Source organism: Ensifer adhaerens, from assembly GCF_013283195.1.
Taxonomy (GTDB): domain Bacteria; phylum Pseudomonadota; class Alphaproteobacteria; order Rhizobiales; family Rhizobiaceae; genus Ensifer; species Ensifer adhaerens_G.
Genome location: NZ_JABEKT010000001.1, coordinates 2,334,561 through 2,359,926, shown reverse-complemented (window position 1 = coordinate 2,359,926; position 25,366 = coordinate 2,334,561). Strand labels below are relative to the sequence as shown.

The following is a 25,366-nucleotide window of genomic DNA, read 5'->3' as shown; positions in this document are numbered from 1 at the left end:
GATGGCCCCGGGGCGGGTTTTGCTTTTTTCTTTCAGAAACGATCATGCGCGTAGACCTGTTCGACTTTGACCTTCCGGATACCTCCATTGCGCTCAGGCCCGTCAGCCCGCGCGACAGCGCCCGCATGCTCGTCGTCGACCCCAAGGCGCCGCAATGCCTGACGGATCACGGCGTCCTTGACCTGACTTCCTTCCTGCGTCCCGGCGACGCGTTGGTGTTCAACGACACCAAGGTCATCCCGGCGCAGCTCGAAGGCATTCGCCGTCGCGGCGAGGAGATCACGACGCCGGTCTCGCTGACGCTGCACATGCGGGTCGCTCCCGACCGCTGGAAGGCTTTCGCTCGGCCGGCGCGCCGCCTTAAAGTTGGCGACCGCGTCGCCTTTGGCCATGGCGGTAACAGTTGCATGCTCGGCACGCTCGACGCGACCGTCGAGGAAAAGGGCGACGCTGGCGAAGTCACGCTGCGCTTCGATCTCTCCGGGCCGCTGCTCGACGAAGCGATCATGGCGACCGGCCACATTCCGCTGCCGCCTTACATCGCCTCGAAGCGCGCCGAGGATGCGCAGGATCGTACCGACTACCAGACTGTTTATGCCCGCGAGGAGGGCGCCGTTGCTGCGCCGACAGCCGGCCTGCATTTCACCGAGCGGCTGTTCGCGAAACTGAACGACCTCGGCATCGAGCGCCATTTCGTGACCCTGCATGTCGGAGCAGGGACATTCCTGCCCGTCAAGGCAGACGATACCGACGATCACGTGATGCACCAGGAAATCGGCCACGTCGACGCGGCAACCGCGGAGCGCCTCAATGCCGTCAAGGCGAGGGGTGGCAGGATCGTCTGCGTCGGCACGACGTCGCTGCGGCTGATCGAAAGTGCTGCCGACGAAAACGGCACGATCCATCCCTGGTCCGGGCCGACAGGTATCTTCATCACGCCCGGCTACCGCTTCCGCGCTGTCGATATGCTGATGACCAATTTCCATCTGCCGAAATCGACGCTGTTCATGCTGGTTTCGGCCTTCTGCGGCCTGGAGACGATGCGAGCAGCCTATGCCCATGCGATCGAGACCGGCTACCGCTTCTATTCCTATGGCGATTCCAGCCTGCTTTTCCGGAAAGACTAGATGACCGAAACCTTCCAGTTCAAGCTGCACGCAACCGACGGCAAGGCGCGCCGCGGCGAGGTTTCCATGCCGCGCGGCACGATCCGCACGCCCGCCTTCATGCCGGTTGGCACCGTCGGCACGGTCAAGGCGATGTATCTCGACCAGGTCAAGGATCTCGGCGCCGACATCATCCTCGGCAACACCTACCACCTGATGCTGCGCCCCGGCGCCGAACGGGTGGCGCGACTTGGCGGCCTGCACAATCTCATCCGCTGGCAAGGCCCGATCCTCACCGACAGCGGCGGTTTCCAGGTGATGTCGCTTGCCGGCCTGCGCAAGCTCGATGAGCAGGGCGTTACCTTCAAGAGCCATGTCGACGGCGCACTCTTCCACATGTCGCCGGAACGGTCGATCGAGATTCAAGGCTTGCTCGACAGCGATATCCAGATGCAGCTCGACGAGTGCGTGGCGCTGCCGGCCGAGCCCAAGGAAATCGAGCGAGCGATGGAAATGTCGCTGCGCTGGGCCGAGCGCTGCAAGGTCGCCTTCGGCGACCAGCCGGGCAAGGCGATGTTCGGCATCGTTCAGGGTGGCGACATTCCTGAATTGCGCGTGCGTTCGGCAGAGGCGCTCAAGGGCCTTGACCTCAAGGGTTATGCCGTTGGCGGGCTTGCGGTCGGCGAACCGCAGGAGGTGATGCTGAGAATGCTCGACATCACATGCCCCGAGCTGCCGGTGGAAAAGCCGCGTTATCTCATGGGCGTCGGCACCCCCGACGATATCCTGAGATCGGTCGCCCAAGGCATCGACATGTTCGACTGCGTCATGCCGACCAGATCCGGACGCCACGGCCTAGCATTTACCCGCCATGGTCGCATAAATCTACGCAACGCCCGCCACGCCGAGGACATGCGGCCGCTGGACGAACAATCGTCTTGCCCTGCGACGCGCGACTATTCGCGCGCCTATCTTCATCACCTGATCCGCTCGAACGAATCGCTCGGCGGCATGCTGCTCAGCTGGAACAATCTGGCATATTACCAGGAACTGATGGCGGGCATTCGGCTGGCGATCGAAGAGGGCCGCTTTGCAGACTTCATGGCCGAGACCCAGGAAACCTGGCGGCGAGGGGACTTGGCACCTCTTTGAGGCCCCGGACAGTTCAGATCTCCGGCCCTGGCACCGCCTGCAGCATCATCACGCCATTGATCTTGTAGCTGCCGTCAGGCTGCTTCATCAGCTGGTAGACCGCCGTCCAGTCCTTGCCATCTGGTGCCGAGATCAGCACCTCCTGAATGACCTGGTCGCCCACCGCCTTGGAGCGACCGAAGGCAAAATTGCCCGGTCGATAGACCGGCTGGTAACCGCGCCTGACCATGTCGAAAAACACGGTCTTGTCAGGAAACTTGCCGCGTATCGCCGGTGAAGCAAAGGAGTAGGCGGCGTCGGCATCGTCATTCAGGAAAGCCGCGATCTGGTCCTGGATGATCGAGCGCGCCGTATCGACAGGTTCGTCGGCCCGGCACAAGCCCGCACTTGCTAGTTGCACTGCGACACCGAGGGCAATGGCAAATGTCCTGATCATGATCGATCTCCGCCAGACGTTTTCTGCCGACCTCAGAAAGCATAGGACGTTTGTGGGCTCTGGAAATGGGGCGAACGGCCGCCGAATGCATTTCCATTTGGTCTCTAGGGTCCCAAACCACGTCCATTCAATGTGTTAGTTCGTGCTTCCATACAAACGACTTTAAACATCATAACTTGGTGATATTCGCAATTGAGCCTCGAGAGCACATTACGGCGATCACGATCGATGCCGCGGGCGGCGGCGCGTTCTGAAATCATCCGGTTCATCACGCGCAAGCGAACGCAATCCATAGCTGCTATCACTCCTGCTTCCTGTGGCTGCTCCGGGACCTGAGATCCTTCTTCACTGCCAGCTTGCTGAGGCGTCTTTGGGTTTCTGATCAATTCACACCGAGATGTGCTCGTCCCCGAAATTCCGGCTCCGCCTTCAGCGGACTTGCGCATGGGCGGCAGGGGAGATGGGGCTTGTCAAACTCGGCGTCGCGCCTCGTCGCCGAGCACTGCTGAGCGGGACTGGGAAACGTTCCGTGCAAGCTTTCCCGCAGGTCACATTCCGCGCCCCGCCAGCGATGATGTTACCGTGAATCTCGCTTCGCCTGGGCGACCGCACCGGCCTTTCTCAGCCGTCCTCGTTCCATGGGCCGCATGAGGCTTTTGCGCCTCGCACTTTCTATGGATTGCATTCCTTCCAGCGCATGACGCGAATTGTACGTTTCATCCCGTTCTGTCTTGGATGCGTGCTTGGCCGCAAGCGCCGCGCGCATGTTGGAGACCAACTGGGCTTTTCCGTGCATTTTACGACGCCTTGCATGCTCTCCGTTGAGCCGGCGCATGCTCATGGCCAGTATTTCGAGCTTGGCCCTTGTGCCGATATCCTTTCGAGTGGGTTCCACGCCTTTCGGGGCGGACTTCCCTCGGATCTCACGTCGTTGGCGATGAGCTTCGGCTTGTGACCTGTCGCGCCTTTCGCGCACTTGCTTCACGAGCTTCAGCAGATCTTCGTCGGAAACGCCCTGTATCGCGGGATGGTGTGATTGGCGCACCAGATGCCACTCGTCCTCAGTGAGCAGTCGCTCCTCTTGTTTTCGCGAAATTGCCATTCAAATACTCCTCCCAGTTGTCTTCCCAAATGAATGAGTTCACTCGTCGCCGCCAAAAAAGGCGAGTGCGCTGAGATTGCTGAAGCAATTCTGGTATTGCATAGGAAACGTGAGGTAGTTTGTCTGGAGTTAGCCGTATCGGCGTTCAGATTTTGATCTCAAGTCCTAGGAGAAGCAAGTCTGAGCGTTGGGACGAAGGGCTTCGAAGAGATACTCCGGACGAGAGGATCGCCATATTTGGAGAGCTTGCCGTTCTGGACATCTCTTCTGGAAAGTAAGATGCTCGGGGCAGCGTCGGTTTCTCCCACCGAACGCCGAGATTTCGAGCATATTTTTACGACGGAAATCCATTGGTCCAATATTGGTAACCTGGAGTGGAGGCCGCGCTTTGCAGATGACGAGGAAGGTAATCTGGCTTGTTATGCTCGCGGCTTTTGGCAGTCCGGCAGCATCCCAAACTCACGACACGGCCGATATCGAGCTTAGGGTGGGAAGCTATCTAGCGGGGACGCAGCCTGTTTCCTGCGATGACGGCAAGCGTTATCTTGAGGACCTGGGTCTTCGAGAGGTCGAAACTGTAAGCTGCCAAAATCAGGTCTACACATATAGATTTGTCAGAGCTGGCGCTCGTTACGAGATCCTGATCGATGGTAGCGATGGGCGCGTGATCCGCCGAACATCGTTTTAGGGTGATCGTCTCTGCCGGATTGCGTCCCGCCGGCCATGACGCGGCCGAGGTCTTGGGCGGTGCTTCGGCAGATGCCGCCGAGCTTGATCGTATGCCGATCCGCAATCTCCCAGGCATCGTTCAGCCCCGTGGAGAGTGACATTCCAACTTTGCAGGATCAGGACATTCTAACTTTGCGGCTACATACAAATATCAGATAAGATAGATTATGGAACATAGCGATGAACCAGAATGCTGGTTTTCGGGCATATTGCACCCACTCTTGGCTTGACCCAACCGTTGCCGACTGATTAGTCGTTCATCACGAAACCTCGTTTTGCAAGGCCCTATGCGATGAGCGAATTGCGCGTTCTTTCAGATGCTTTCATTCCGGAACTGCCAAACCGCTACAATGGCAAGGTGCGTGAAAACTATGATCTTCCCGGTGGCGAGCGCATCATCATCGCAACAGACCGGCTCAGCGCCTTCGACATCATCCTGACGTCCATTCCGCACAAGGGCCATGTGCTCACGCAGACAGCACGCTACTGGTTCGAAGAAACGGCCGACATCTGCCCGAACCATGTGATCAGTTATCCTGACCCGAATGTCGTCATCGGCAAGCGGCTCGATATCCTGCCGGTCGAAATCGTCGTGCGCGGCTATCTCGCCGGAACCACCAGCACCTCCATTCTGACGAAGTACCGCAACGGCGAACGTGACATGTACGGTATCCGTCTGCCTGACGGTCTGCGCGACAATCAGAAACTTCCGCAGGCGATCATAACGCCGACCAGCAAGGCTTTCGACGGCGGCCATGATGAGCCGCTTTCCACAGACGAGATTCTCGAGCAAGGCCTGCTGACGAGAGAGCAACTCGATACCGTATGGAGCTACGCGCTGTCGCTATTTGCCCGCGGCCAGGCGCGTGCCGCCGAGCGCGGCCTCATCCTGGTCGACACAAAGTATGAATTCGGCACCGACAAGGATGGCACCATCATCCTCGCCGACGAGATCCATACGCCCGACAGTAGCCGGTACTGGATCGCCGACAGCTATCAGCAGAGCTTTGAAGCCGGCGAACGGCCGAAGAGCTTCGACAAGGATTTCGTACGCGCCTGGGTGACCGAGCGCTGCGACCCCTACAAGGATCCCGTTCCGGCAATCCCTCAGGAACTCGTCGAGCAGACATCCGCCGTCTACATCGAAGCCTACGAGAAGATCACCGGACGGACGTTCGTTCCGAACCTATCGGGCGGCACGGTACTGGAGCGCATTCGCAAGAACCTGGCGCCCTATTTTTCGAAGTAAGTCTATATATTAGAAATTTCGAACACAGCGAAATTCAGGCGTCGCCGAGTACCGTGACGTCAACCTCAAACTCGAGCCGCATCAAGTCATATGCCGGCTCCACATGGTCAGGAGTTTCGCCCTGGACGGTGTCGTAATCGAGCGGCACATGCATATGCGTCAGCACGGCGCGCTTCGGGCGAAGCCGCTCGATCCAGCCGAGCGACTGCACCAGCGACAGGTGGCTCGGGTGAAACTTGTACTGCAGCGTATCGAGCACCAGAAGGTCCAGGTCGCCCAGCCGGCCGACCGTTTCCGGCGGAAAGTCGCTGACGTCGCTGCAATAGGCAAAATCGCCGACACGAAATCCGAGCGAATGAGTATTGCCGTGAAACTGCATCAGCGGCTGAAAGGCGATCGGTCCGCCGGCTCCGCTGATGACAACCGGCGACAGATCGTCAGCGATAATGTGGCCGTCTACGATCGGCGGGTAGCCGCTTCCAGGCGGCGATTCCAGGCAATAATGAAACCCTTCGCGGATCCGGCCCATCGTAAAGGCATCGGCCCAGATCGGTATGCGCTTCTTGTTTTCAATGACAAAACCGCGCAAGTCATCGATCCCGTGCAGATGATCCGCATGCGAATGCGTGTAGAGCACAGCGTCGATGTGGCGGATGTTGGTCGCAACCATCTGGGCTCGAAAATCAGGACCGGTGTCTACGACCACGGTCGTCTTGCCACCATCCGGCGCGATCTGTTCGACCAGCAAAGCGGCTCGCATGCGACGGTTCTTCGGATTGCCGGGATCGCAGGCACCCCAGTCACCGGTGATGCGCGGCACGCCGGGCGAAGAACCGCAGCCGAGAATGGTGAAGGCGCGCCTGAATGCCACCTTAGAGCCTCGGCATCTTGGAGAAGATGCGGAATGCGTTTTCGGTCGTGAGCGCCGCAACTTCGTCCTTTGACACGCCGATCGTATCGGCCAGCACCTCGGCGGTGTGCGCCACATAAGCCGGCTCGTTGCGCTTGCCGCGAAACGGCTTAGGCGCAAGGTAAGGCGCGTCGGTTTCGACGATCATCCTGTCATGCGGAACCGTCTTGGCAATCTCGCGCAACTCCTCCGATTTCGGAAACGTCAGGATACCAGAGAACGAGACATAGCCGCCGAGCTCGACGCCGATGCGCGCCAGCTCCGGCCCGGAGGAGAAGCAGTGCAGAAGGAAGGGGAATGCGCCCTTCTCCGTCTCCTCGGTCAGGATCGCCGCCATATCGTCGTCTGCCGAGCGGCTGTGGATAACGAGCGGCAGCCCGGTTTCGCGTGCCGCCGCTATGTGCCGGCGCAGACCTTCGACTTGCGCATCGCGCGGCGCGTTGTCGTAGAAGTAGTCGAGACCCGCCTCGCCGATCGCCACCACTTTCGGATGCGCCGAAAGCCGGACGAGATCGTCCGCGGTAATATCGAGCTCCTCATCAGCATTGTGCGGGTGCGTGCCGACGGAACAGAAGACGTTCGGATAGGCTTCGGCGATCGCAAGGATCGTATCGAAGCGCTTCACGCGGGTGGAGATCGTGATCATCTGGCCGACGCCGGCCGCGCGCGCGCGCTCGATGATGGCGTCGCGCTCGGCCTCGAAGTCGGGGAAATCCAGATGGCAATGGGTATCGATGAGCATGCCGATCGTGCCTTATTGCGCTTCCGGCGCGACGTAACGCGGGAAGACCGGCTTCGGCGCTTCGAGCGGCGTGCCGGAGACGAGGCGGCCCGCCTCGCCCAATGCCGCAAAATCGCGCTTGTCGGCCGGGGCCGCCACGAGATCGAGCAGCTTCCCGGAGGATTCCGGCATGAACGGCTGCAGGAGGATGGCGATCTGGCGCACAACCTCTGCGGTGACATAGAGCACGGTTGCCATCCGCGCCGGATCGGTCTTCTTCAACGCCCAGGGTTCCTGGCCGGCGAAGTAACGATCGGTCTCCGAAACCACGGCAATGATTGCCGCAAGCGCGCGGTGGATCATCTGCTTGCCCATTTCGTCACGGGTAATCTCGAGCAGAGCGTCGGCGGCCGCCAACATCGCCTTGTCTTCGTCGGTCAACGCACCGCAGACCGGAATCTGGCCATCGCAGTTCTTGACGATCATCGACAGCGAACGGCTCGCCAGGTTGCCGATGCCATTGGCAAGGTCGGAGTTGATGCGGGTGGCGATCCCCTCCTCGCTGTAGCTTCCGTCCTGGCCGAAGGAAACCTCGCGCAGGAAGAAGTAGCGGATCTGGTCGAGGCCGAAATGCTCGACGAGGTTGAAGGGATCGACGACGTTGCCGAGCGACTTCGACATCTTCTCGCCCTTGTTGAGCAGGAAGCCGTGCGCGAAAACGCGCTTGGGCAGCGGCAGGCCGGCCGACATCAGGAATGCGGGCCAATAGACCGCGTGGAAGCGGATGATGTCCTTGCCGATGATATGAATGTTCGCGGGCCAGAATTTCGCACGTGGTCCCTGCGGGTTGTCGAGATAGCCGGTCGCGGTGATGTAGTTGGTCAGTGCGTCGACCCAGACATACATGACGTGGCTGGGATCGTTCGGCACCTTGATGCCCCAATCGAAGGTGGTGCGCGAAACCGACAGATCCTTGAGTCCTGATTTCACGAAGGAGATCACCTCGTTGCGGCGCTCGGCCGGACCGATGAAATCCGGGTTCTCTTCATAGAGCTTCAGCAGCTTGTCCTGGTATTCCGACAGCTTGAAGAAATAGCTCTGCTCCTCGACCCATTCGACCGGCGTGCCCTGCGGACCATAGCGCACGCCATCGGCGCGCAACTCCGTCTCGTTTTCCTGGTAGTAGGCTTCGTCACGCACCGAGTACCAGCCGGCATAGGAATCCTTGTAGAGGTCGCCCGCCTCCCCCATCCGGACCCATATGTCCTGCGACGCCTCGTGGTGGCGCTTCTCGGTAGTGCGGATGAAATCGTCATTCGATGCGTTGAGGAGCACCGCCATCTTCTGGAATTCCGAGGAGTTCCGATCGGCAAGCTCCTGTGGCGTCACCCCTTCGCGGCGCGCCGTCTGCTGCATCTTCTGACCGTGTTCGTCCGTGCCCGTCAGAAAGAAGACATCCCGTCCGTCCAGGCGCTGATAGCGCGCCATTGCATCCGTGGCGATCAACTCATAGGCGTGGCCGATATGCGGCTTGCCGTTCGGGTAGGAAATCGCAGTGGTGATGTAAAAGGGGGACGTGTCTCTCATAGGCGGATTCAATCTATCTCGGATGAAGCTACCGACGCTCTTAGCGCATACGCCGCAAGGAAGGAACCGGGAGATGGGAGAAAAGCCCGCATGGAAAGCAATGGCCGGACGCCACGCCTGCTTGTGCCGACGCGAACGAAACAATAGAACAAAACAGAAACAAACATAAAGGAATCGCCATGCTGCGCCGTCTTGAACGTCAATTTGAAGCAGCGTCTGCCCGCTACGCCGAGGACAACGGCATCGAGCGGGATATCGACTGGTTTATCCTGAAGATGCAGGAAGAAATCGGCGAACTGACCCAGGCCTGGAACAAGCGCACCGGCCGCGGCAGACGGCATGGTAAATCAGAGGACGATTTGCAGGCAGACATGGCCGACGAAGCTGCAGATCTGCTGGGTCACGTGCTGCTTTTCGCCCATCATCACGATCTCGATCTCGTCGCGGCAATCAAACGAAAGTGGAAGTTTGAGATCGAGCTATAATGCTGCCTTGACGTCATCCAGCAACGAAAGAATGGTCTGCTTGCGATCGAGATTATAGGCGTCGCTGACGGTGAGACGTTCACCGGTCGTGGCCGAAAGCCGGGCGAAGCGTTCGGCGCGCATGATATCGCCGGCAACGGCCGCATCGCGGGCCTCGCGCATGAGCCGCCCGGTCAGCAGCGATGTGAAGAAGTCGAAAATCGTTTCGCTGTCCTTTGCCGAGAGAACGTCGGCAAGCTTGTGCATGTCCTTGCGAATTGCCGGCCCCTGCCCTTGGAGGATCCCCTCAAAGGTCGCGGCGATCTCAAGGCCACCGTAGTTGATCAGCTTCAGCGCCTCCGCAACGCTGCCGTTGGCCGAGGCCAGAATGCGGTCGGCATTCTCGCTCTGGAGATCAAAGCCAAGATGGTCGAGCGCCTGGCGCAGCGCCGGCGGCTCCAGCGGTTTCAGCCGTAGCGGCAGGCAACGCGAACGGATCGTCGGCAGCAGCTTACCTGGCGCATGCGTCAGCACCAGGAACAACGACCGACGCGGCGGCTCTTCGAGAATTTTCAGAATGGCGTTGGCGGCGTTGCGGTTTAGATCATCGGCCGGGTCTATGATGACGATGCGCCAATTGCCGGTGCCCGATGTCTGAGCGAAGAACTTGCCAGCCCTTCGCACTTCGTCAACCGTGATCGCGCCCTTCACCCTACCCGTCTTCTCGTCGACCGGCCGTGTCAGATGGAGGAGATTATGCGATGCGCCCGAGGCCAGCTGCCGGCCGACGATCGAAGCGGGGTCGGGATCCCCAAGACTTTCAGGCGCGGTCGGCGGATCCGGGTGATTGAGGATATGGCTGGCGAAGCGAAACGCAAGCGTTGCCTTACCGATCCCCTCCGGTCCTTCGATCAGGATGGCATGGTGCCCCTTGCCCGATCGGTAGCTCTGCGCCAGAAACGCTTCCGCCTGCTCATGGCCAAACAGCCGGTCGTTCTGGACCGGGGCAATCGCCCCTTCGAGCACACCGGGCGTCTCCGTCGTCATGGTGCGGACCCTGTGGATGTAGGCTCGGACATGTCGGCGTCTGCGAGCAGGTTTTCAAGGAGACCAAGCACCTCGGCGGCAATCGCCTCGGCGGATTGAGTGGCGTCGATGATGCGGCATCTGTCCGGATCGGCCTTTGCTATATCGAGGAAAGCCTCGCGGCGCTTTTCGTGCGTCTCCAGCTTTTCCTTCTCAAACCGATCCGGGCTGTCATCGCCGGCGCGGCGCTGGGCACGGTCGAGACCGATAGTCGCCGGCAGATCAAAGATAACCGTTCGATCAGGCACGACACCGTTGATCGCTACCCGCTCAAGCGTCTCGACAAAGGCCGGCTCCAGATTGCCGGTGATGCCCTGGTAGACGCGCGACGAATCCATGAAGCGGTCGCAAAGCACGATCGTTCCCCTGGAAAGCGCGGGGCGGATGACCTCTTCGACATGATCGCTGCGCGCCGCAGCAAACAGGATGGCCTCCATCCGCACGCCAAAGGCTTCGGCAGCCCCCGAAAGCAACACGTGGCGCACCGCCTCGGCCCCGACAGATCCGCCCGGCTCGCGCGTCGTCAGCACTTCATGGCCCAGCGAACGTAGCGATTCGGCGAGCAGGCGCAATTGGGTCGACTTGCCAGCCCCTTCCCCGCCCTCGAATGTTACAAACAGACCTTTTGCCAGCGGCACGGTGCTTTCCTATATCGGCATGCAATTTTGCCCTGTTTAGCCGATTGGCCCAAACGATGAAACCACTGGGATCGGTTTTGTTACAGCCAGAAGAAGAGCAGTTCCTGGAGTGCGTCGAGAGCGCGGCTTGCCAAGGTGCCCTGGCCAACAGCCTCGGCGGTCTTGACGGGCACCTCGCGCAACAGCTTTTCGCCGTTCCAAAGTCGCACGACGCCGACTTCGGCCCCCGCTTCGACGGGAGCGCGCAGCGGCCACTTGTAGACGACGCGGGCCGTCAGGCGTTCCGGGTTGTTGACCGGCAACAGCACGTCGACCGGCCCGCCGGCGACAAGCGCCACATGCGGGGCAGCACCACCGTAGATGCTGGCTTCACCGATCGCTTCGCCATCGGCAAAGATCCGCCGCTTTTCAAATGCCGTCATTGCCCAATCGAGCACCTTTCGGCTTTCCTCGGTGCGTTCCTTATCGGTCTCAAGGCCGCCCATCGCGAGGTAGACACGGCGATCGCCGCGCTGCATCGAGGCCGCCAGCGAAAAGCCGTAGCCTTCCGCAAACCCCGTCGCCACCCCGTCGACCCCGACATTGGCCGCAATCAACGGGTTCTTGTTGCGTTGAAGGATCTTGTTCCACTCGAACTCAGGCTGCGCGTAGAGCCGATAGAGATCGGGGTGCGCCTCGTGCAGATGACGGGTCAAAGCCACCAGTTCGCTCATGGTGATCTGGTTCTGCGGATCCGGTAGACCGGTTGCATTGCGGAAGGTGGCGATCGGCATACCGAGCACGCGGGCACGGGCCGTCATCTTTTCGGCAAAGGCAGCCTCACTGCCGGCCATCCCCTCGCCAAGGATGATACAGGCATCATTGGCAAGCTGAACGGCCACCCCTTGCAGCAGATCGGCCACGCGGATGCGTGACTTCAACGCCGCGAACATCGTCGAAGTGCCGGACGGTGCGCCGCCGGTGCGCCAGGCGTGTTCCGAAACCTCGAAGACAGTTTCGGCCGACAGTTCACCCTTGGCGATCGCCTCGGCGACGACTTCCATCGTCATCAACTTCGCAAGCGAGGCGGGTGGAACGGGGTCGTTCTCGGCGCGGGAGAACAGGACGGTGCCGGTTTCGGCGTCCACCAACAGGATCTGTTTGGCCTTGGTGTCAAACGCCACCGGTGGCGTCTGAGCCGCAGCAGCGCCCGCAAGCAACGCCGCGCAACCAAACACGACCGAAAGCATCTTCAAGCGCATGGGAAACTCCGGTTTCCCATTGGGCATAGCAGCGTCGTCAGAATGGCACAACGTCCCGATCTACCGGATCGAGCCGGTTCTGCCTTCACGCTTGGCATGGGCAACGATGGATTCGGGCGTAAGCGGATTGGTCTCGACCATGATCGCTTCAAACGGCGACTTGGCATCGCTCACCCGCACTTCCACATATGCAGCCGCATAGGCCATATTGCCGTCCGGCATCGGAATGTATTCCGGCCGCTCGCGCGGGATCGGCCCGATCTCCGGCAGCATCACGAATTCTTCCAGCGACTGCGGTGCGGAAAACTGCGGAACGGGTGCCGCAAGGGCTGTCACCGGGCTGCTTTCATCAAGAGACGATTTGGACGGAATGGTCAGCGTGCCGAGCTGATTGCGCATGGGCTCATTCGAGGCAACCATCACGCCTGTGGCGATCTGCCCTTCCGGCATGACGCCCGGGCTCCGGTCGCCCTTCTTGACGTAGGACGCCATGAGGTAGGGCATGTCATTGCCTTCGAGCGGTGCGCGACCGACATATTGCACCCGAACCTTGGCGCTGCCCTTCTGCTTGATGTCGAGCAGATCCGCCGTCTTCGAGGATACGTCGATAATCCGGCCATATTCATAGGGGCCGCGATCATTCACCCGAACGATGACGGAGGTGCCGTTTTCGGTGTTGGTGACGCGCGCATAGCTCGGCAACGGGAATGTCGGATGGGCCGCCGAAAGATGGAGCTTGTCGTAGACCTCGCCATTGGCGGTCAGGCGTCCATGGAAAGCCGAACCATACCAGGACGCGACACCTGTCTTGTTGTAGCCGAAATCTTCCTTCGGCTGATACCACTTGCCCTTGACCTGATAAGCTTTCCCGACCTGGAACCGGCCACCGCCCTTCGGGATGTTCTTGCCGGTGGCGACACGGGGGCTCGCCTTCACGCCATAAACCGACTCAGCAAAGTATTCTTTGCTCCTCGGCTTGCTCTTCTTGATACTGGACGTCGATCCGCACGCCGCAAGCGTTGCGCAAAGCACGGGAACCGCCGCAAGGCGCAGTCCCTTGATCAGATATGCCGCATTTTTACTGGATGTCATCTGTCCCACAACATCATTCGAACAAGCCGTACTCGAAACCTTCCACTCTTGCCCCCAAGCAGAAATCTCGGCGTCCCGAAACGGAACAGTCGATTAATCATGACAGCAACAAGGCAAAAATGCGAACCGGCGGACAGCCGAGCGCCCGAAATCTCCGGTTATGGTTTACGAATGGTTACCAAGGCAGATGGACAAGCTGACGCGTTCAGAAAATCTTGCCGCCGACGCATGTTAAATCTTGCAAAGTGACAAGCCTTCGCGCAATAACGCCCTGCCCGGAGGAGTGGCCGAGCGGTTTAAGGCACCGGTCTTGAAAACCGGCGTGCGTGAAAGCGTACCGTGGGTTCGAATCCCACCTCCTCCGCCATCCACTGTCTCATTTCTTGCCATTCGACGTCGAGCTCGATCGAAACCGCGAGTGTTCGAGCGGTTTCCGATTGCCCCTTTGGCGCGCACATGCTGCCGTCGCGCCGGTATTCAGGCATGCATTTGGAAGGCGGGCGTCAGGTCCGCTTGCCATCCCGGAGGAATTGGGTGAAAGTCTGATTCCGGCCCTTCGAGGCCTGGGCAATCTCCCACAACTGGAGAAAACCATGCCTCTTAAATATCTGACGACAGCCGCTTTTTTTGCTGTTCTGACGCTGTCGGGCTGCGCAAGCACTGGCGACGCCAACACGACCTACGCCCAATGGCAAGGGCCTTCGCCGGAACCAGATCCATCGGCAGCCAGCCCCGGCGGCTTCCGCCTCAGCTACTGAGGCGCTGTCTTTTTTGCCACGGAGAGCGACAGCTCGTCCGTGCGACCGCCAATTATTGGGCCAAGGTGCGAAAGCGTCGCGCTGGGGCTATCGAACACGATCCGGCACCACAGCAATCTCGATAGGACGAGGGTTCTGAATCCTCTGGCCGTTTGATGCGGCTTGCTTCAAATCTGGCCGGAACGCGGCCTTCGACCGGATCGGGATACATTCGGCGAATTCGCCGTGAAACAGCTTATGGCAACCGAAAACGTTGACTCCCGCTTCATTCGGGCGCCTTCATATGTGGTCATCCAACAGTTGAGGAACTGAGCGATGCCCACCTTCATCATAGAGCGCGAAGTACCCGGAGCCGACAAGCTTAGTCAGGACGACCTCTGCGCGCTATCGGCGAAATCCAACGCAGTCGTTGCAGATCTCGGCGTCCCCTACACATGGATCACCAGCTATGTCGCCGGCGACAAGATCTACTGCGTCCACGAGGCGCCAAGCGCCGACGTTATTCGCGAACATGCCGAACGAGGCGGATTTCCGGCCAACAAGATCACCGAGGTCGCCGCCGTGATTGGGCCCACGACAGCCTCTCAGGGGCGCGGCAAATAACCGAGTCGGTGTTATAATCACGCCAGCGGAACATTGACCTCATTTCAGGCCATGGCGCCCGCCCGAACCAATGCACACCGAGCGCCGTCATTGACTTCCGGCCGTATCAATGCACGCTAGTCCGCCGGTCATTCGGCGCCCACATGGGCTCCCCGGCACGCCTTTCCAAGGAGACGAACATGGCAAAAGGTCAAGTGCGAAGCAACCGCGAGGTTAGAAAGCCCAAGAAGGACAAGGCCGTCAAAGCCGCCGTTACGCCAGAAGGCTCCCAGGTGAAGCTTGCAGGCAGCAGCTTCTCTTTGGGCAAGAAAGACAAAAAGTAAGGCAGCCGCTCCAACCTCGAAAATCAAATACGCCTTTAGGGTTTATCAGTGGCCAGTCGGACCGGATGTGCACGTCTCCGCACATCAAGGGCGACTGGTCCCGCGACAAGAAACCAGCAATGATGCCGGCTCCGCAGCACACCCGACCGGCGCGTGAACCTTCCCGCAGACACAGGAAACACTGCCGGCGGCGCTTGCCAGTCGTCTCCCGTCGCGACCCCCAAGGCCGATCTGCCGCCAGCCATGCCGCTCGGGGCCAATGCCGGAGAAGCAACAAACGCCCCGAAACACTCGCTCTTCCAAACAATCTTCGTGTCTTCGCTGCCACAGCTTGAAGAGCGATCGTCGCCTTTCGCAAAGAACTGTTGAACACGGCATGGGTACGCGGCCTGCTTGCTGGACTCCGGAACGAAAGCACGGTTCACATCGTTAACCAATCTATCGGCACCACTTCTGACCTAGCGGACGTCCATCGTGCTTGCAGCCTTGCTTATCGCCTCGATTATCGCATCGCCCCACATCGCCCTTAGCGCGGCCACGGTCGACGACCTGCAAACGGACTTCGAATCGGCCATCCCCTGCCAGCAGATCGACGGTCGGAATGTCTGGAAAGGCTCGATCGCCTATTATATCCAGTCATTCGTCTACCAAGGCGACACGCCGGTGGCGACCGACGCGGCAGATGCCGTGCTGCCGGAGGACAACTCTGCCGAGACCGTGAAGGAGTTCGAGGACGCCTGTTCGGCAACGCAGCCGGCTTGAAACGCCCTCTCCTCGACATGCCCGCTGTCCCAACCGCTTATCTCGGCGCTACTTCCATTCTTTACCATCGCTCGTGGCACACCCTCGTGGTGGCAATCCTTTGCCAAAGGTGAACTTTAACCGGTCACAACCCCACTGGCGGACCCGCCCCGGCATCATCGCATTCAATGCGATGCCGACTTCATCGAACGGGCTCTGCCTGTTGTCGACATATTGATACCAGCGAAACCCGAGGACGGCGGTCGCTGCGATAACGATCGTCGACAGGATCCGAATCAGCGTTTTCATTGCATCCTCATTCGGTGAAAAGCGCGAGGCATGGCAGCTCCGCATGGCATACCCAGCATCGAGGCAGCGGATAGGCGCACGATTGATACAACATTCACGGAATTTTAGGCACTTGCGGAACACATATGGAACAGATAGTGTCTGTTCTTGATTTGTTTCACGCCTCTGGAGCGACTTGCCATGCTGACCCGCAAGCAACAGGAATTGCTTCTTTTCATCCACGAACGCATGAAGGAGTCCGGTGTTCCGCCGTCCTTCGACGAGATGAAGGATGCACTCGACCTGGCATCGAAGTCGGGCATTCACCGGCTGATTACGGCGCTCGAGGAACGCGGTTTCATTCGACGCCTTCCCAACCGCGCCCGGGCGCTTGAGGTCATCAAGCTGCCGGAAGCTTACGCGGGAAGCGCTCAGCCGCGTCGCGGGTTTTCACCAAGCGTCATCGAGGGAAGTCTCGGCAAACCTCCCGCCCCTGCCCCGGTTACCGCAAAAGCGCCGCCGGTGGCAGACAACAGCTCCGTCTCGGTTCCGGTCATGGGCCGCATTGCCGCCGGCGTACCGATCTCGGCAATACAGAACAACACGCACGATATTACCGTGCCGCTCGATATGATCGGCAGCGGCGAGCACTACGCCCTTGAAGTGAAGGGTGATTCGATGATCGAGGCCGGCATCTTCGACGGCGACACGGTGATCATCCGCAATGCCACGACGGCAAACCCCGGCGACATCATCGTCGCACTTGTCGATGACGAGGAAGCGACGTTGAAGCGCTTCCGGCGCAAAGGCGCATCGATTGCACTCGAGGCGGCCAATCCGGCCTACGAGACGCGCATCTTCGGCCCGGACCGCGTCAAGATACAGGGCAAGCTCGTTGGCTTGATCCGTCGCTATCACTAAGCCAGATGATGATGGCTGTCTTTCTGCTGGACAGGCCTTCTTGTGCTTGAACGTCTCGCCACCCAAGAGGTAGCGAGACGGAAGTGGTCAGGTTGAGCGTTTTACGCGCTCGACAATTTTCATTCGTGAATGGAGTACTCGCCCAACTCACAGAGGTCCTGCATGTCTTCGGTCGTGTCGAGACCGGAGCCTTCCTCGAATTCGAAGCGCATGTCGTATTTGCAGACATCGCGTCCGTCGGCGATGGTAATTTCCATGCTCTCGCCCGGATTAAGCACCTGCCGCCCGAAGACATCGTCTTCCCACTGATCGACGCCAACCGGCGAGGTATAGAAGTTCGTCAGAACGGCTTTCGTCTTGTTCTTCAGCTGAAAGACGAGATCCTCAGCGCTTGCGGTGGCCGTCGTTGCGGCAAATATGGCAAGAGCAGTCAGGGCGATCTTACATTTCATTTTATGTCATTTCCTCCATTGTCGGTTTTGTTTGACGCTACCTATACGGGTCGCATCGCTGGAATATTCATTCCTGATGTCGTCTAGAGACAATAATCTTTGCACTGACAATACGGGCAGAATCACCATTTCGGGGCAGGTCGCCGGCAAGCCAGATCCGCGCATGCCTATTCGCGGCGCAAACGCGTGAAGCGCACGCGCGCACGTCGGATCGCCCATGAAGAATAACTGTCATCGGCGGAGAAGAAGGAACAGGCTGACATCGCCACTGCTGCGCCAGGTGTGCCCCGAATCTTGGCAGCCCGCGAAGCCGGGCATGCCTGCAAAGGCGATAGCCCACAGATGAGTGACGTCGCGGCATGAGGAGCAAAGTAGAATGAGTCGGTGGCTCAATCATGCATCGCACTTGCGGCGATTGTCACTCGCCCACCGAGGGCGCGGGTCAGCGCGTCAGGCACAAAGGGTGCGAGGGAAAAGGGATACGCTGCCTACGCACGGAAACCGAATCTGATCTTCCTCCGAACCATGGATCCCTTGAGCCCAACGCACCCGACGATCGCACCGTTGCCTTTCGACGATGGCAGCCTAGTTACCCATTCGCGTAATCAAGTGAGGAACTGCTGAATGAACCGTAATAGCCTCTATCTCGTCATCGCCGTGCTCGCTGTCGCCGTCATCGGTCTCGGCGTCTATGCTTATCGTGAGGAAACGAAACCTGCCGGTGTCGAGATCAAGATTGGCGAGGGCGGCGTTTCCGTTCAGGAGAATTGAGCAGGCCGCACATTTTCCCAACGCGGCAACGAGCGGCTGTTTCTGATCGGCGGCAGCGCGTCGCGTTGTCGGCACCTCCAGATCCCTGGTTGCTCAGGTGGGGCTAGCAACGGCTGAAATTTGCTGCACCGGCAATTTGAGCCCCTAGAGCCCCACGGCATGATTGCCCAAGCCATGCATTGGGCCCACCCTCAGCGTGGAGTGGGCGCCCGATGCTCAATCAAGCGCTTTCTCTTCGCAGATAGCCTCCACCGCAAGTCGTCGACCGTCGCGCCGATGGGACGGTGGCATGTGGTGTGGAAGCTCGCGGGCTTCACAGACCTTGCGACGCGCGACGCGCCTGGCCGAGGTGGCCGACGCGCAGAGCCACCCGGATGGCAAGATCATCCTCAAGAATGCCTCAGCGTACGAATACGCTTGAGCATGCGCAATCCGCCCCATATTGAAGACGTGCAAATGTGCTTCAAAATCAGATGGATGGTTGCATGAATCTCGACGTTCAGGACCTCGACGGAGCCTGCCACTGCGGAACGGTTCGTTTCAATGTAAAACTGAAAAACGGTCTTCATACCGCTCGCCGCTGCACCTGCTCCTATTGTCAGCTGAAGGGTGCGGTTGCCGTCTCCGCTGCCAAGGACGGGATCACGGTTCTTTCCGGAGGCGAGGCTCTCACCAAATACCAGTTCAACACAAAGGCCGCAGAACATTACTTCTGCTCGAAATGCGGGATCTATACGTTCCACAAACCGCGCGCGAACCCGGACTTCTACGGCGTCAACGCCGCATGCCTCCAGGGCGTCAGCCCGTTCGATTTCGTAGAACTGCCTGTCAACGACGGCATCAATCACCCACTGGACACCAAGGATTTGAGCGGACCAAGGCTCGCGGGAACGCTGAAATTCATTCCGGCGGAATGACTGACGCGTTCAAGGCAGCAGCGGAACCATGCGGCAAGTATGCGCTAGATGATAACGGCACCGTCGCGGCACCACTGCTGCCGTCCGCCCTGACAGGCGACGGTTGGCGAAGCCGAGAAATCAGTGCCGAGGCTTCGGTACGTTGACATTCTCCCAACGCCCAAGAAAGCGTGGGTTGCGACACACTCCAGCTTATGAGGCCGGCGAGATTGCTCTACGCCGACTTGAAGTATGCGAAATTAACTACTTCCGCGCGTACACATTGATGTCGTTACTCCGAATGATTAAACCCAGGCGAGCAACGACCTGGAGCAACCGTGATTACTTTAGCGCGCTGGGCCACGCTTATAATCCTTCTCTTAGCCCCCGTATTATGGTGGGCAGAGCCGGGACTTGCCGTGATTCCGCCAATGGGCGCAAACAAGAACGGCTCCACCGCAATCCTAATTCGCGGCTCTGATAGCGGGGTCCATCTGCTCGACAGCCCGCGGGCATACTGCGAGAGGCTCGGAACTCCCGGCTTCTTTTGTGAATGTATAGTCGCCGATCGCATGGCCAGTGCGGCGCTGATAGGTTTTCCGTTCAGCCAGTCTCTGCATGAAGCGACACTGACCGAGCCCTACCAAAACGAGACGTAACCACGCCCCCTACTGCATAGACGACGATCATCAAGTGTTGCTGGCTTAAGTGCTTTCGTGGTCAAAGGTCCTGGAGGCTAGGCACGGAAGAGCGTGGCCCGGATCAAATGCGACGGAATCGGTGATCTTCAGTTGGCTGCGGAGGAAGATACAGAAGGGGAAAACGGCAAGGAATCGCCATGCCAATGTGGAAAGCTTGGCATCCCGTGACGACGAATTTCGTCGCGAAATCAATTCGTTATGTGGAATTTTGGAGGCCTCGCCCGGAATTGAACCGGGGTACAAGGATTTGCAGTCCTCTGCGTCACCACTCCGCCACGAGGCCTCACCGACTTAGATTATCAAGTCGTGGCGAGCGTTTAGAATGAATATAGAAAGAGTGCAAGAGGGTTCATTCTGAATGCGTTCCTTTTTTCATTTTGAACGAGTGTTTCCATTCCGTTCTGTGGATGGATGCTGCATGCCCCTGCGCTGCCCTCTCTTTGAGGAGCAACGCATAGAACAAACGAGCCTCACCCCACATTAGCGAAACAAGGCGGCGGATGAGCGGTCGACCGACTTTTAGACGCTTGGGATCGATGAGCCTGCATCAAGCGCCACGCGGCGCTCACATAGAAGGAAATGACGTCTCAGAGGCAATTACTCGACAGGAAGAATTGCCCACCTTTGGCGACCATCGCGCGATGACGGCGATACCCCGCTCGCCCGACGTGTTGAGTCGATTGGGTCACCGCCGGCTTGAAACCTGGTGCCGACCCACGCCGCGGTCATATCCGCGGATTTTTCCATCCGCCTAGCACCAAGGCGTCGATCGTCCCTTCCATGGCCGCACAAGCCCTTCCGAGACGAGAATGTTTCCGAGCGAACGGCCGTCGCGCATCACGACGCGCAGCTTCTCGCTGGCCTTGTCGTCATCCCTGCCGATCGCTTCGATCAGCTTGAAATCTCCGGCGTTCAACAGTTCGCGCAATCTCTGCTTGGCGTAGAAGCCGCGCGCGCGTTCGCCATCGCAGGCTGCCTGCTTGGTTCTCGGCGCGTCGATATCGGCGACCCGGACCAGTTCGCCGTGATAACGGAAAGTCGCGCCGTCGATGACGCAGTTGTCGTTGCGGATACCGCAGAAATAAAACTGATTCGCCTGAGGCTGGAGCGCGGCCGGCTGCACCACAGGCCGTTCGACCGCGGTCGGCGCGGCCAATCCGACGTTGACCGCGGGGATTGGACCATCAACGGCCTTCGTCCTGTTTGCAGCGGGCGGTACGGCCGCACGCACTGCCACCTTCGGCCGATCCTCGGCCCTGGATGTCGATGTGGCCTTGGGGGCCGATGCGAACATATCCGAAATGGCCGGCAGGTCGCGCAACTCTCCGCGGTGATCGTAGGCAACCACGCCACCGACCGTCAGCACAGCGGCGAGATACCACGGCAGCATGCCGCCCTGCTTCTTTGTCCGGCTGCCGCGGCGACGCCCACGGCTTGTTGTGGCTTTACCCATTCCGCCTCATCCTTGATCCGGCCGGCATTATGCTGGCGATCCGTTGCCGAATGGTTTTCAGCGGCCACTTGATTGCGGAGGTTCACCAGCAATGGGCCTGGGATTCATCGGCGGCATGCGCGACCTCGCCTGTCCCGCTCGCCGCAACCGGATACCGCGCCCAGTTCGGACAGAGGCAGACATTGCTGGCGGAAGATTTTCAGAATCAGTCGACCAGATATCTCACCTGCCGCCAAAGCCCTAGGAATCGGTCATGCAGGATTTTTGCACTGGCTCGAACTTTCAGCGGTAGCCTCGAAGGCTCACGACTCCCTTGAAGAGCCCGCACGGCCGCGGCGGCGTGCCCACCAGACGGCGAACCGGCGACGGCGACGGCGAACCGCGGGAATGTCGTGCGAGAGGATGAGCAACCCCAGGGGCACCATCCAGAAGCCGAGCACCGGCAGGAAGCCGAGAAACCCGCCGAAAATCAGCAAGCCGCCGACAAGCATGCGCAGCAACGGTGATTCCGGAAGCGCCAGGCGCCATTTGCCCAGCACGATCTGCCGGGTGTGGGGGTCGATGCCGAAATGCGTCTGTTTTCTGTTTTTATTCATCATTCCCTATCCGCCTGCGTTTCCCACAATTGGGGACTTCTCCACAGGCTCGCAACAAATCTTCTCACTTTTTTTGAAAAAACCGCTTGGCAAATCGGAAAAGCATTTGTATTAGCAGCCTCACTTCTGCAGGACACAAACCGCGCAGAACTTCTGCAGAAAAAACTGCAGATGATCCCTGGTAGCTCAGCGGTAGAGCATTCGACTGTTAATCGACAGGTCGCCGGTTCGAATCCGGCCCGGGGAGCCAGTTTCTAAAGGGTCGTTCCGAAAGGAGCGGCCCTTTTCATTTAGGGATATCAGAGGCTTCTCCAGACATATGGGTGCACCGCCCTTTGCCGTTCGCCCTCCCACCTCGCTTCTTTGGTTACATTTTGGCTACTTTTCGGACCACAGGCGCCGGAGTGGCTCTTTTTCATTTTGCGGCTATGGTGGCGAGTAAACCACCTTACCCTCACCCCGGGATGTCATGCGCTTGAAATCGTCGTCGCCCATTCTAGTCTGGTTTCGCAAAGACCTCAGGCTTGGCGACCACCATGCGCTTGCAGCCGCTGCGGCCGATGGCGCAGCGGTGATTCCTCTCTACATTCGTGAGCCGGCCGACAGCGGCAACGGGCCGCTCGGCGATGCGCAGCGATGGTGGCTGCATTACTCACTGTCGGCGTTTCGGGAATCGCTGCAACGGATCGGATCGGATCTTGTTTTTCGCTCCGGCGATCCGCTCGATGTCATCGCCGATATTTCGCGAGAAGCCGGCAGCGCCACCATCTTCTGGAATCGGCGCTATGATCCGAACGGAACGGCGACGGATGCGCCGTTGAAGAAGGCGCTCGTGGATCGCGGCTTTACCGTCAACAGCTTTGCCGGCCAGTTGCTTCACGAACCAACCCGCCTGTTCAACAAGACCGGTGGCCCCTATCGCGTGTTTACGCCATTCTGGCGCGCGCTCGAAGCAAGCGGCGAGCCGCCGGCACCGATCGATCCGCCCGAAAGACTTGTCGCGCCTGAGCGCTGGCCTGCGTCCGAAGACCCTGATCGGTGGAACCTGCTGCCGACGCAACCGAACTGGGCATCGCGCTTCACCGAAATCTGGACACCGGGTGAGGTCGGGGCGGCGGACCGCTTGCAGACATTCATCGAAGACACGCTCGACGGCTACAAGACCGCCAGAGATGTCCCGGCCGATGCGGGCACATCCCTGCTCTCGCCGCACCTTGCCTTCGGCGAGATCTCGCCGACGCAGATCTGGCACGCCACGCGCGGCCTGACGGAGACTCCGGTCGACGATATCGTCACATTCCGCAAGGAACTCGCGTGGCGCGAATTTTCCTACAATCTCCTGTTTCACAATCCCGACCTGGGGCGTCGGAATCTCGATCGTCGCTTTGACGGTTTTCGCTGGCTCGACAACGACGACCACTTCGAGCGCTGGACAATGGGCCACACAGGCTACCCGATCGTCGACGCCGGCATGCGGCAACTCTGGCGCCACGGCTATATGCACAATCGCGTCAGGATGATCGCCGCCTCCTTCCTGATCAAGGACCTGCTGATCGACTGGCGCCGCGGAGAGGCGTGGTTTCGGGACACGCTGGTGGATGCTGACCCAGCTTCGAACGCCGCCAGCTGGCAGTGGGTGGCCGGCTCCGGCGCCGACGCTTCGCCATTCTTCCGTATCTTCAATCCCGTGCTTCAGGGGGAGAAATTCGATCCGAACGGGGACTATGTGAAGCGCTTCGTTCCCGAACTGGCCGATCTCGACGCACGCTACATTCATCGCCCGTTCTCGGCGCCCCAACCCGCACTTGCTGCTGCCGGCATTACGCTGGGGCTGACCTACCCTGCCCCTGTCATCGATCATGCCTTTGCGCGCGACCGCGCGCTGGCCGCGTTTCAGGAAATCAGAAACGCCAGTTAAAAATCGCTACAACTGCACCACCGCCGGTACAAATCCGTAGTTGGCCTCTGACAGGATTGTCGCTAGGCTCACCTTACGGATGCAACGATTGCCGGAGGGTGGTTTATGCATGATACTGAAGCCTGCTTTGCCGATTTCGACAACGCCGAGCTGCTTTCGAATGACAATCTCTCACGGGTGCTGAAGGACTTTCCGCTCAAGGCCCAGATGGTCCTTCGCGGCCTCGTTCACCTTGAGGCGGGCGCACTGGCACTCGCTCTGCCCAATGGCCGCCGACTGGTGGTCAAGGGAAAGGTGCCGGGGCCATGCGCCACTGTGACCCTGCACAATTGGAACCTCCCGCACCGGGCCATTACCGGCGGCACGATCGGCGCTGCGGAAAGCTATATCGACGGTGACTGGGACAGCCCAGATGTCGGCGCCTTTCTCGAGCTATTCCTTGTCAATGCCGATATCGGCAACCGCTTCCCGAATCGCGCGCGCGGCCTGATGCGGCTGGTCGAAAAGTTCCTCCATTGGCGCAATGCCAACACCAAGACGGGTGCCGAGCGCAACATCTCCGCCCATTACGACCTCGGCAACGCCTTCTACCGTGAATGGCTCGACCCGAGCATGACCTATTCTTCGGCGCTTTACGCCGGTGGCGCAAACGATCTGCAGGCCGCTCAGGCCGCCAAGTACCGAGCCTTGGCCGAAGCCACAAATCTGCGCCCGGGCGACCACGTGCTCGAGATCGGGTGCGGCTGGGGCGGTTTTGCAGAATTTGCCGCAACCGAGATCGGCTGCAAGGTCACCGGCCTGACCATCAGCCGCGAACAGCTCGCCTTTGCCCGCGAGCGCATGCACAAGGCCGGAATTGCCGATCGGGTCGAGCTGAAGTTCCAGGACTATCGGGAGGAAACCGGACGATATGACCGGATCGTGTCGATCGAGATGTTCGAGGCCGTCGGCGAAAAATTCTGGTCGACCTATTTTTCTCAACTGAAGCGGTGCCTGAAACCTGGCGGCAAAGCGGGACTCCAGATCATCACGATCAAGCCCGAAGCCTATGAGGAATACCGATCCAATCCGGACTTCATTCAGAAATACGTGTTCCCAGGGGGGATGCTACCGACACGCGACCATCTGGTCGACCTCGGGCGCAATGTCGGCCTGCGCATGATCAACGATTTCGGGTTCGGTAGCGACTATGCCCGCACGCTCAGTGAATGGCGGCAACGCTTCTGGTCTGTCTGGGGCAAGATCGAGCCGCTGGGCTTCGATCTGCGCTTCAAGCGGCTGTGGGAATTCTACTTCTACTACTGCGAAGCGGGCTTCCGCGCGCGAAACATCGATGTCCGGCAGATCGTCTTCGAGTAAACCGGTCCACCTGCAGGCTTTACCGTTCGCGCGACAACGCCTATGAGGCAACCGATCCAGATCTCTTCTTGAA

General features: G+C 59.5%; 27 protein-coding genes and 3 tRNA genes. 15 read left to right on the top strand and 15 right to left on the bottom strand.

The features are described from left to right. Positions 1-44 precede the first annotated feature (44 nt). Together queA and tgt are read left to right on the top strand one after the other, a co-directional pair. Positions 45-1,127, top strand: coding sequence for a tRNA preQ1(34) S-adenosylmethionine ribosyltransferase-isomerase QueA (gene queA / locus LPJGGPFB_RS11260; RefSeq protein ID WP_173419985.1), 1,083 nt, complete (start codon positions 45-47; stop codon positions 1,125-1,127). Continuing rightward, positions 1,128-2,258, top strand: a complete 1,131-nt coding sequence (gene tgt / locus LPJGGPFB_RS11255) for a tRNA guanosine(34) transglycosylase Tgt (RefSeq protein ID WP_173419984.1) — start codon at positions 1,128-1,130, stop codon at positions 2,256-2,258. It begins immediately after the preceding gene. A gap of 13 nt (positions 2,259-2,271) precedes the next feature. Here tgt and LPJGGPFB_RS11250 read toward each other — a convergent pair whose 3' ends face one another. The 3 genes from LPJGGPFB_RS11250 to LPJGGPFB_RS11240 all read right to left on the bottom strand — a co-directional run bounded on the left by LPJGGPFB_RS11250 (position 2,272) and on the right by LPJGGPFB_RS11240 (position 4,626). Further along, a complete protein-coding gene (locus LPJGGPFB_RS11250; RefSeq protein WP_173419983.1) occupies positions 2,272-2,694 on the bottom strand; it encodes a DUF4864 domain-containing protein in 423 nt (140 codons plus the stop codon). 577 nt (positions 2,695-3,271) lie between these two features. Beyond that, a complete protein-coding gene (locus tag LPJGGPFB_RS11245) occupies positions 3,272-3,796 on the bottom strand; it encodes a hypothetical protein (protein ID WP_173419982.1) in 525 nt (174 codons plus the stop codon). Between the two features lie 614 nt (positions 3,797-4,410). After that, complete coding sequence (locus LPJGGPFB_RS11240) at positions 4,411-4,626, bottom strand: hypothetical protein (RefSeq protein WP_173419981.1); 216 nt, start codon at positions 4,624-4,626, stop codon at positions 4,411-4,413. 200 nt (positions 4,627-4,826) lie between these two features. On the opposite strand from LPJGGPFB_RS11240, the gene LPJGGPFB_RS11235 reads away from it, so the two are divergent. Beyond that, a complete protein-coding gene (locus LPJGGPFB_RS11235) occupies positions 4,827-5,774 on the top strand; it encodes a phosphoribosylaminoimidazolesuccinocarboxamide synthase (protein WP_173421016.1) in 948 nt (315 codons plus the stop codon). Positions 5,775-5,808: 34 nt separating this feature from the next. On the opposite strand, the gene LPJGGPFB_RS11230 is transcribed toward LPJGGPFB_RS11235, so the two are convergent. The 3 genes from LPJGGPFB_RS11230 to metG are packed head-to-tail and all read right to left on the bottom strand — an operon-like array spanning position 5,809 to position 8,992. Beyond that, positions 5,809-6,645, bottom strand: coding sequence for an MBL fold metallo-hydrolase (locus LPJGGPFB_RS11230; RefSeq protein WP_173419980.1), 837 nt, complete (start codon positions 6,643-6,645; stop codon positions 5,809-5,811). Position 6,646: 1 nt separating this feature from the next. Further along, positions 6,647-7,426 (bottom strand): TatD family hydrolase, encoded by a 780-nt coding sequence (locus tag LPJGGPFB_RS11225; RefSeq protein WP_173419979.1) that lies wholly within the window; start codon positions 7,424-7,426, stop codon positions 6,647-6,649. A gap of 12 nt (positions 7,427-7,438) precedes the next feature. After that, positions 7,439-8,992, bottom strand: coding sequence for a methionine--tRNA ligase (gene metG, locus LPJGGPFB_RS11220; protein WP_173419978.1), 1,554 nt, complete (start codon positions 8,990-8,992; stop codon positions 7,439-7,441). Between the two features lie 179 nt (positions 8,993-9,171). Here metG and LPJGGPFB_RS11215 point away from each other — a divergent pair, with 179 nt between their 5' ends. Beyond that, positions 9,172-9,477 carry a pyrophosphohydrolase domain-containing protein gene (locus tag LPJGGPFB_RS11215; protein WP_173419977.1) on the top strand — a complete coding sequence of 102 codons (306 nt, stop codon included), beginning with the start codon at positions 9,172-9,174 and terminating at the stop codon, positions 9,475-9,477. On the opposite strand, the gene LPJGGPFB_RS11210 is transcribed toward LPJGGPFB_RS11215, so the two are convergent. The 4 genes from LPJGGPFB_RS11210 to LPJGGPFB_RS11195 all read right to left on the bottom strand — a co-directional run bounded on the left by LPJGGPFB_RS11210 (position 9,472) and on the right by LPJGGPFB_RS11195 (position 13,513). Continuing rightward, positions 9,472-10,503, bottom strand: coding sequence for a DNA polymerase III subunit delta' (locus LPJGGPFB_RS11210; protein ID WP_173419976.1), 1,032 nt, complete (start codon positions 10,501-10,503; stop codon positions 9,472-9,474). The genes LPJGGPFB_RS11215 and LPJGGPFB_RS11210 overlap by 6 nt on opposite strands. After that, the gene (gene tmk / locus LPJGGPFB_RS11205) at positions 10,500-11,180 is read right to left on the bottom strand and encodes a dTMP kinase (protein ID WP_327795890.1); all 681 of its coding nucleotides are present in this window, start codon (positions 11,178-11,180) and stop codon (positions 10,500-10,502) included. The genes LPJGGPFB_RS11210 and tmk overlap by 4 nt, the downstream gene beginning before the upstream one ends. An 80-nt stretch (positions 11,181-11,260) precedes the next feature. Next, a complete protein-coding gene (locus LPJGGPFB_RS11200; protein WP_173419975.1) occupies positions 11,261-12,421 on the bottom strand; it encodes a D-alanyl-D-alanine carboxypeptidase family protein in 1,161 nt (386 codons plus the stop codon). 60 nt (positions 12,422-12,481) lie between these two features. After that, a complete protein-coding gene (locus tag LPJGGPFB_RS11195) occupies positions 12,482-13,513 on the bottom strand; it encodes a septal ring lytic transglycosylase RlpA family protein (RefSeq protein WP_173419974.1) in 1,032 nt (343 codons plus the stop codon). Between the two features lie 277 nt (positions 13,514-13,790). Between LPJGGPFB_RS11195 and LPJGGPFB_RS11190 the strand changes: the two genes are divergently transcribed. The 5 genes from LPJGGPFB_RS11190 (at position 13,791) to LPJGGPFB_RS11170 (ending at position 15,959) form a co-directional block, all read left to right on the top strand. Then, positions 13,791-13,880: transfer RNA gene (locus LPJGGPFB_RS11190), tRNA-Ser, on the top strand. A 226-nt stretch (positions 13,881-14,106) separates the two neighbouring features. Beyond that, complete coding sequence (locus LPJGGPFB_RS11185; protein WP_173419973.1) at positions 14,107-14,271, top strand: hypothetical protein; 165 nt, start codon at positions 14,107-14,109, stop codon at positions 14,269-14,271. A gap of 315 nt (positions 14,272-14,586) precedes the next feature. After that, on the top strand, positions 14,587-14,874 hold the full coding sequence (locus LPJGGPFB_RS11180; protein WP_173419972.1) for a DUF4242 domain-containing protein: 288 nt from the start codon (positions 14,587-14,589) through the stop codon (positions 14,872-14,874). Between the two features lie 179 nt (positions 14,875-15,053). Continuing rightward, positions 15,054-15,197, top strand: a complete 144-nt coding sequence (locus LPJGGPFB_RS11175) for a hypothetical protein (RefSeq protein ID WP_173419971.1) — start codon at positions 15,054-15,056, stop codon at positions 15,195-15,197. 474 nt (positions 15,198-15,671) lie between these two features. Next, entirely contained in the window at positions 15,672-15,959 is a 288-nt protein-coding gene (locus tag LPJGGPFB_RS11170) for a hypothetical protein (protein WP_173419970.1), read from the top strand. Positions 15,960-16,007: 48 nt separating this feature from the next. Here LPJGGPFB_RS11170 and LPJGGPFB_RS11165 read toward each other — a convergent pair whose 3' ends face one another. Then, complete coding sequence (locus LPJGGPFB_RS11165) at positions 16,008-16,247, bottom strand: hypothetical protein (RefSeq protein WP_173419969.1); 240 nt, start codon at positions 16,245-16,247, stop codon at positions 16,008-16,010. Positions 16,248-16,427: 180 nt separating this feature from the next. Here LPJGGPFB_RS11165 and lexA point away from each other — a divergent pair, with 180 nt between their 5' ends. Further along, positions 16,428-17,147 carry a transcriptional repressor LexA gene (lexA, locus tag LPJGGPFB_RS11160; RefSeq protein WP_173419968.1) on the top strand — a complete coding sequence of 240 codons (720 nt, stop codon included), beginning with the start codon at positions 16,428-16,430 and terminating at the stop codon, positions 17,145-17,147. Positions 17,148-17,266: 119 nt separating this feature from the next. Here the strand turns inward: lexA and LPJGGPFB_RS11155 are convergent, their stop codons facing one another. Beyond that, positions 17,267-17,599, bottom strand: a complete 333-nt coding sequence (locus LPJGGPFB_RS11155; RefSeq protein ID WP_173419967.1) for a hypothetical protein — start codon at positions 17,597-17,599, stop codon at positions 17,267-17,269. A 624-nt stretch (positions 17,600-18,223) separates the two neighbouring features. Here LPJGGPFB_RS11155 and LPJGGPFB_RS11150 point away from each other — a divergent pair. Then, complete coding sequence (locus LPJGGPFB_RS11150) at positions 18,224-18,370, top strand: hypothetical protein (protein ID WP_173419966.1); 147 nt, start codon at positions 18,224-18,226, stop codon at positions 18,368-18,370. A gap of 485 nt (positions 18,371-18,855) precedes the next feature. Beyond that, complete coding sequence (locus LPJGGPFB_RS11145) at positions 18,856-19,287, top strand: GFA family protein (protein ID WP_173419965.1); 432 nt, start codon at positions 18,856-18,858, stop codon at positions 19,285-19,287. Between the two features lie 889 nt (positions 19,288-20,176). Here the strand turns inward: LPJGGPFB_RS11145 and LPJGGPFB_RS11140 are convergent. The 3 genes from LPJGGPFB_RS11140 to LPJGGPFB_RS11130 form a co-directional block, all read right to left on the bottom strand. Then, positions 20,177-20,250, bottom strand: a tRNA-Cys gene (locus LPJGGPFB_RS11140). 468 nt (positions 20,251-20,718) lie between these two features. Further along, positions 20,719-21,420 carry a thermonuclease family protein gene (locus LPJGGPFB_RS11135; RefSeq protein ID WP_173419964.1) on the bottom strand — a complete coding sequence of 234 codons (702 nt, stop codon included), beginning with the start codon at positions 21,418-21,420 and terminating at the stop codon, positions 20,719-20,721. Positions 21,421-21,722: 302 nt separating this feature from the next. After that, positions 21,723-22,019, bottom strand: coding sequence for a hypothetical protein (locus LPJGGPFB_RS11130; protein WP_427857905.1), 297 nt, complete (start codon positions 22,017-22,019; stop codon positions 21,723-21,725). A 172-nt stretch (positions 22,020-22,191) separates the two neighbouring features. Between LPJGGPFB_RS11130 and LPJGGPFB_RS11125 the strand changes: the two genes are divergently transcribed. From LPJGGPFB_RS11125 to LPJGGPFB_RS11115, 3 genes are all read left to right on the top strand, one after another. Next, positions 22,192-22,266, top strand: a tRNA-Asn gene (locus LPJGGPFB_RS11125). A 219-nt stretch (positions 22,267-22,485) separates the two neighbouring features. Further along, positions 22,486-23,934: a cryptochrome/photolyase family protein gene (locus LPJGGPFB_RS11120; RefSeq protein ID WP_173419962.1), complete on the top strand. Its 1,449-nt coding sequence runs from the start codon at positions 22,486-22,488 to the stop codon at positions 23,932-23,934. A 105-nt stretch (positions 23,935-24,039) separates the two neighbouring features. Continuing rightward, positions 24,040-25,293, top strand: a complete 1,254-nt coding sequence (locus LPJGGPFB_RS11115; RefSeq protein ID WP_173419961.1) for an SAM-dependent methyltransferase — start codon at positions 24,040-24,042, stop codon at positions 25,291-25,293. Positions 25,294-25,366 lie beyond the last annotated feature (73 nt).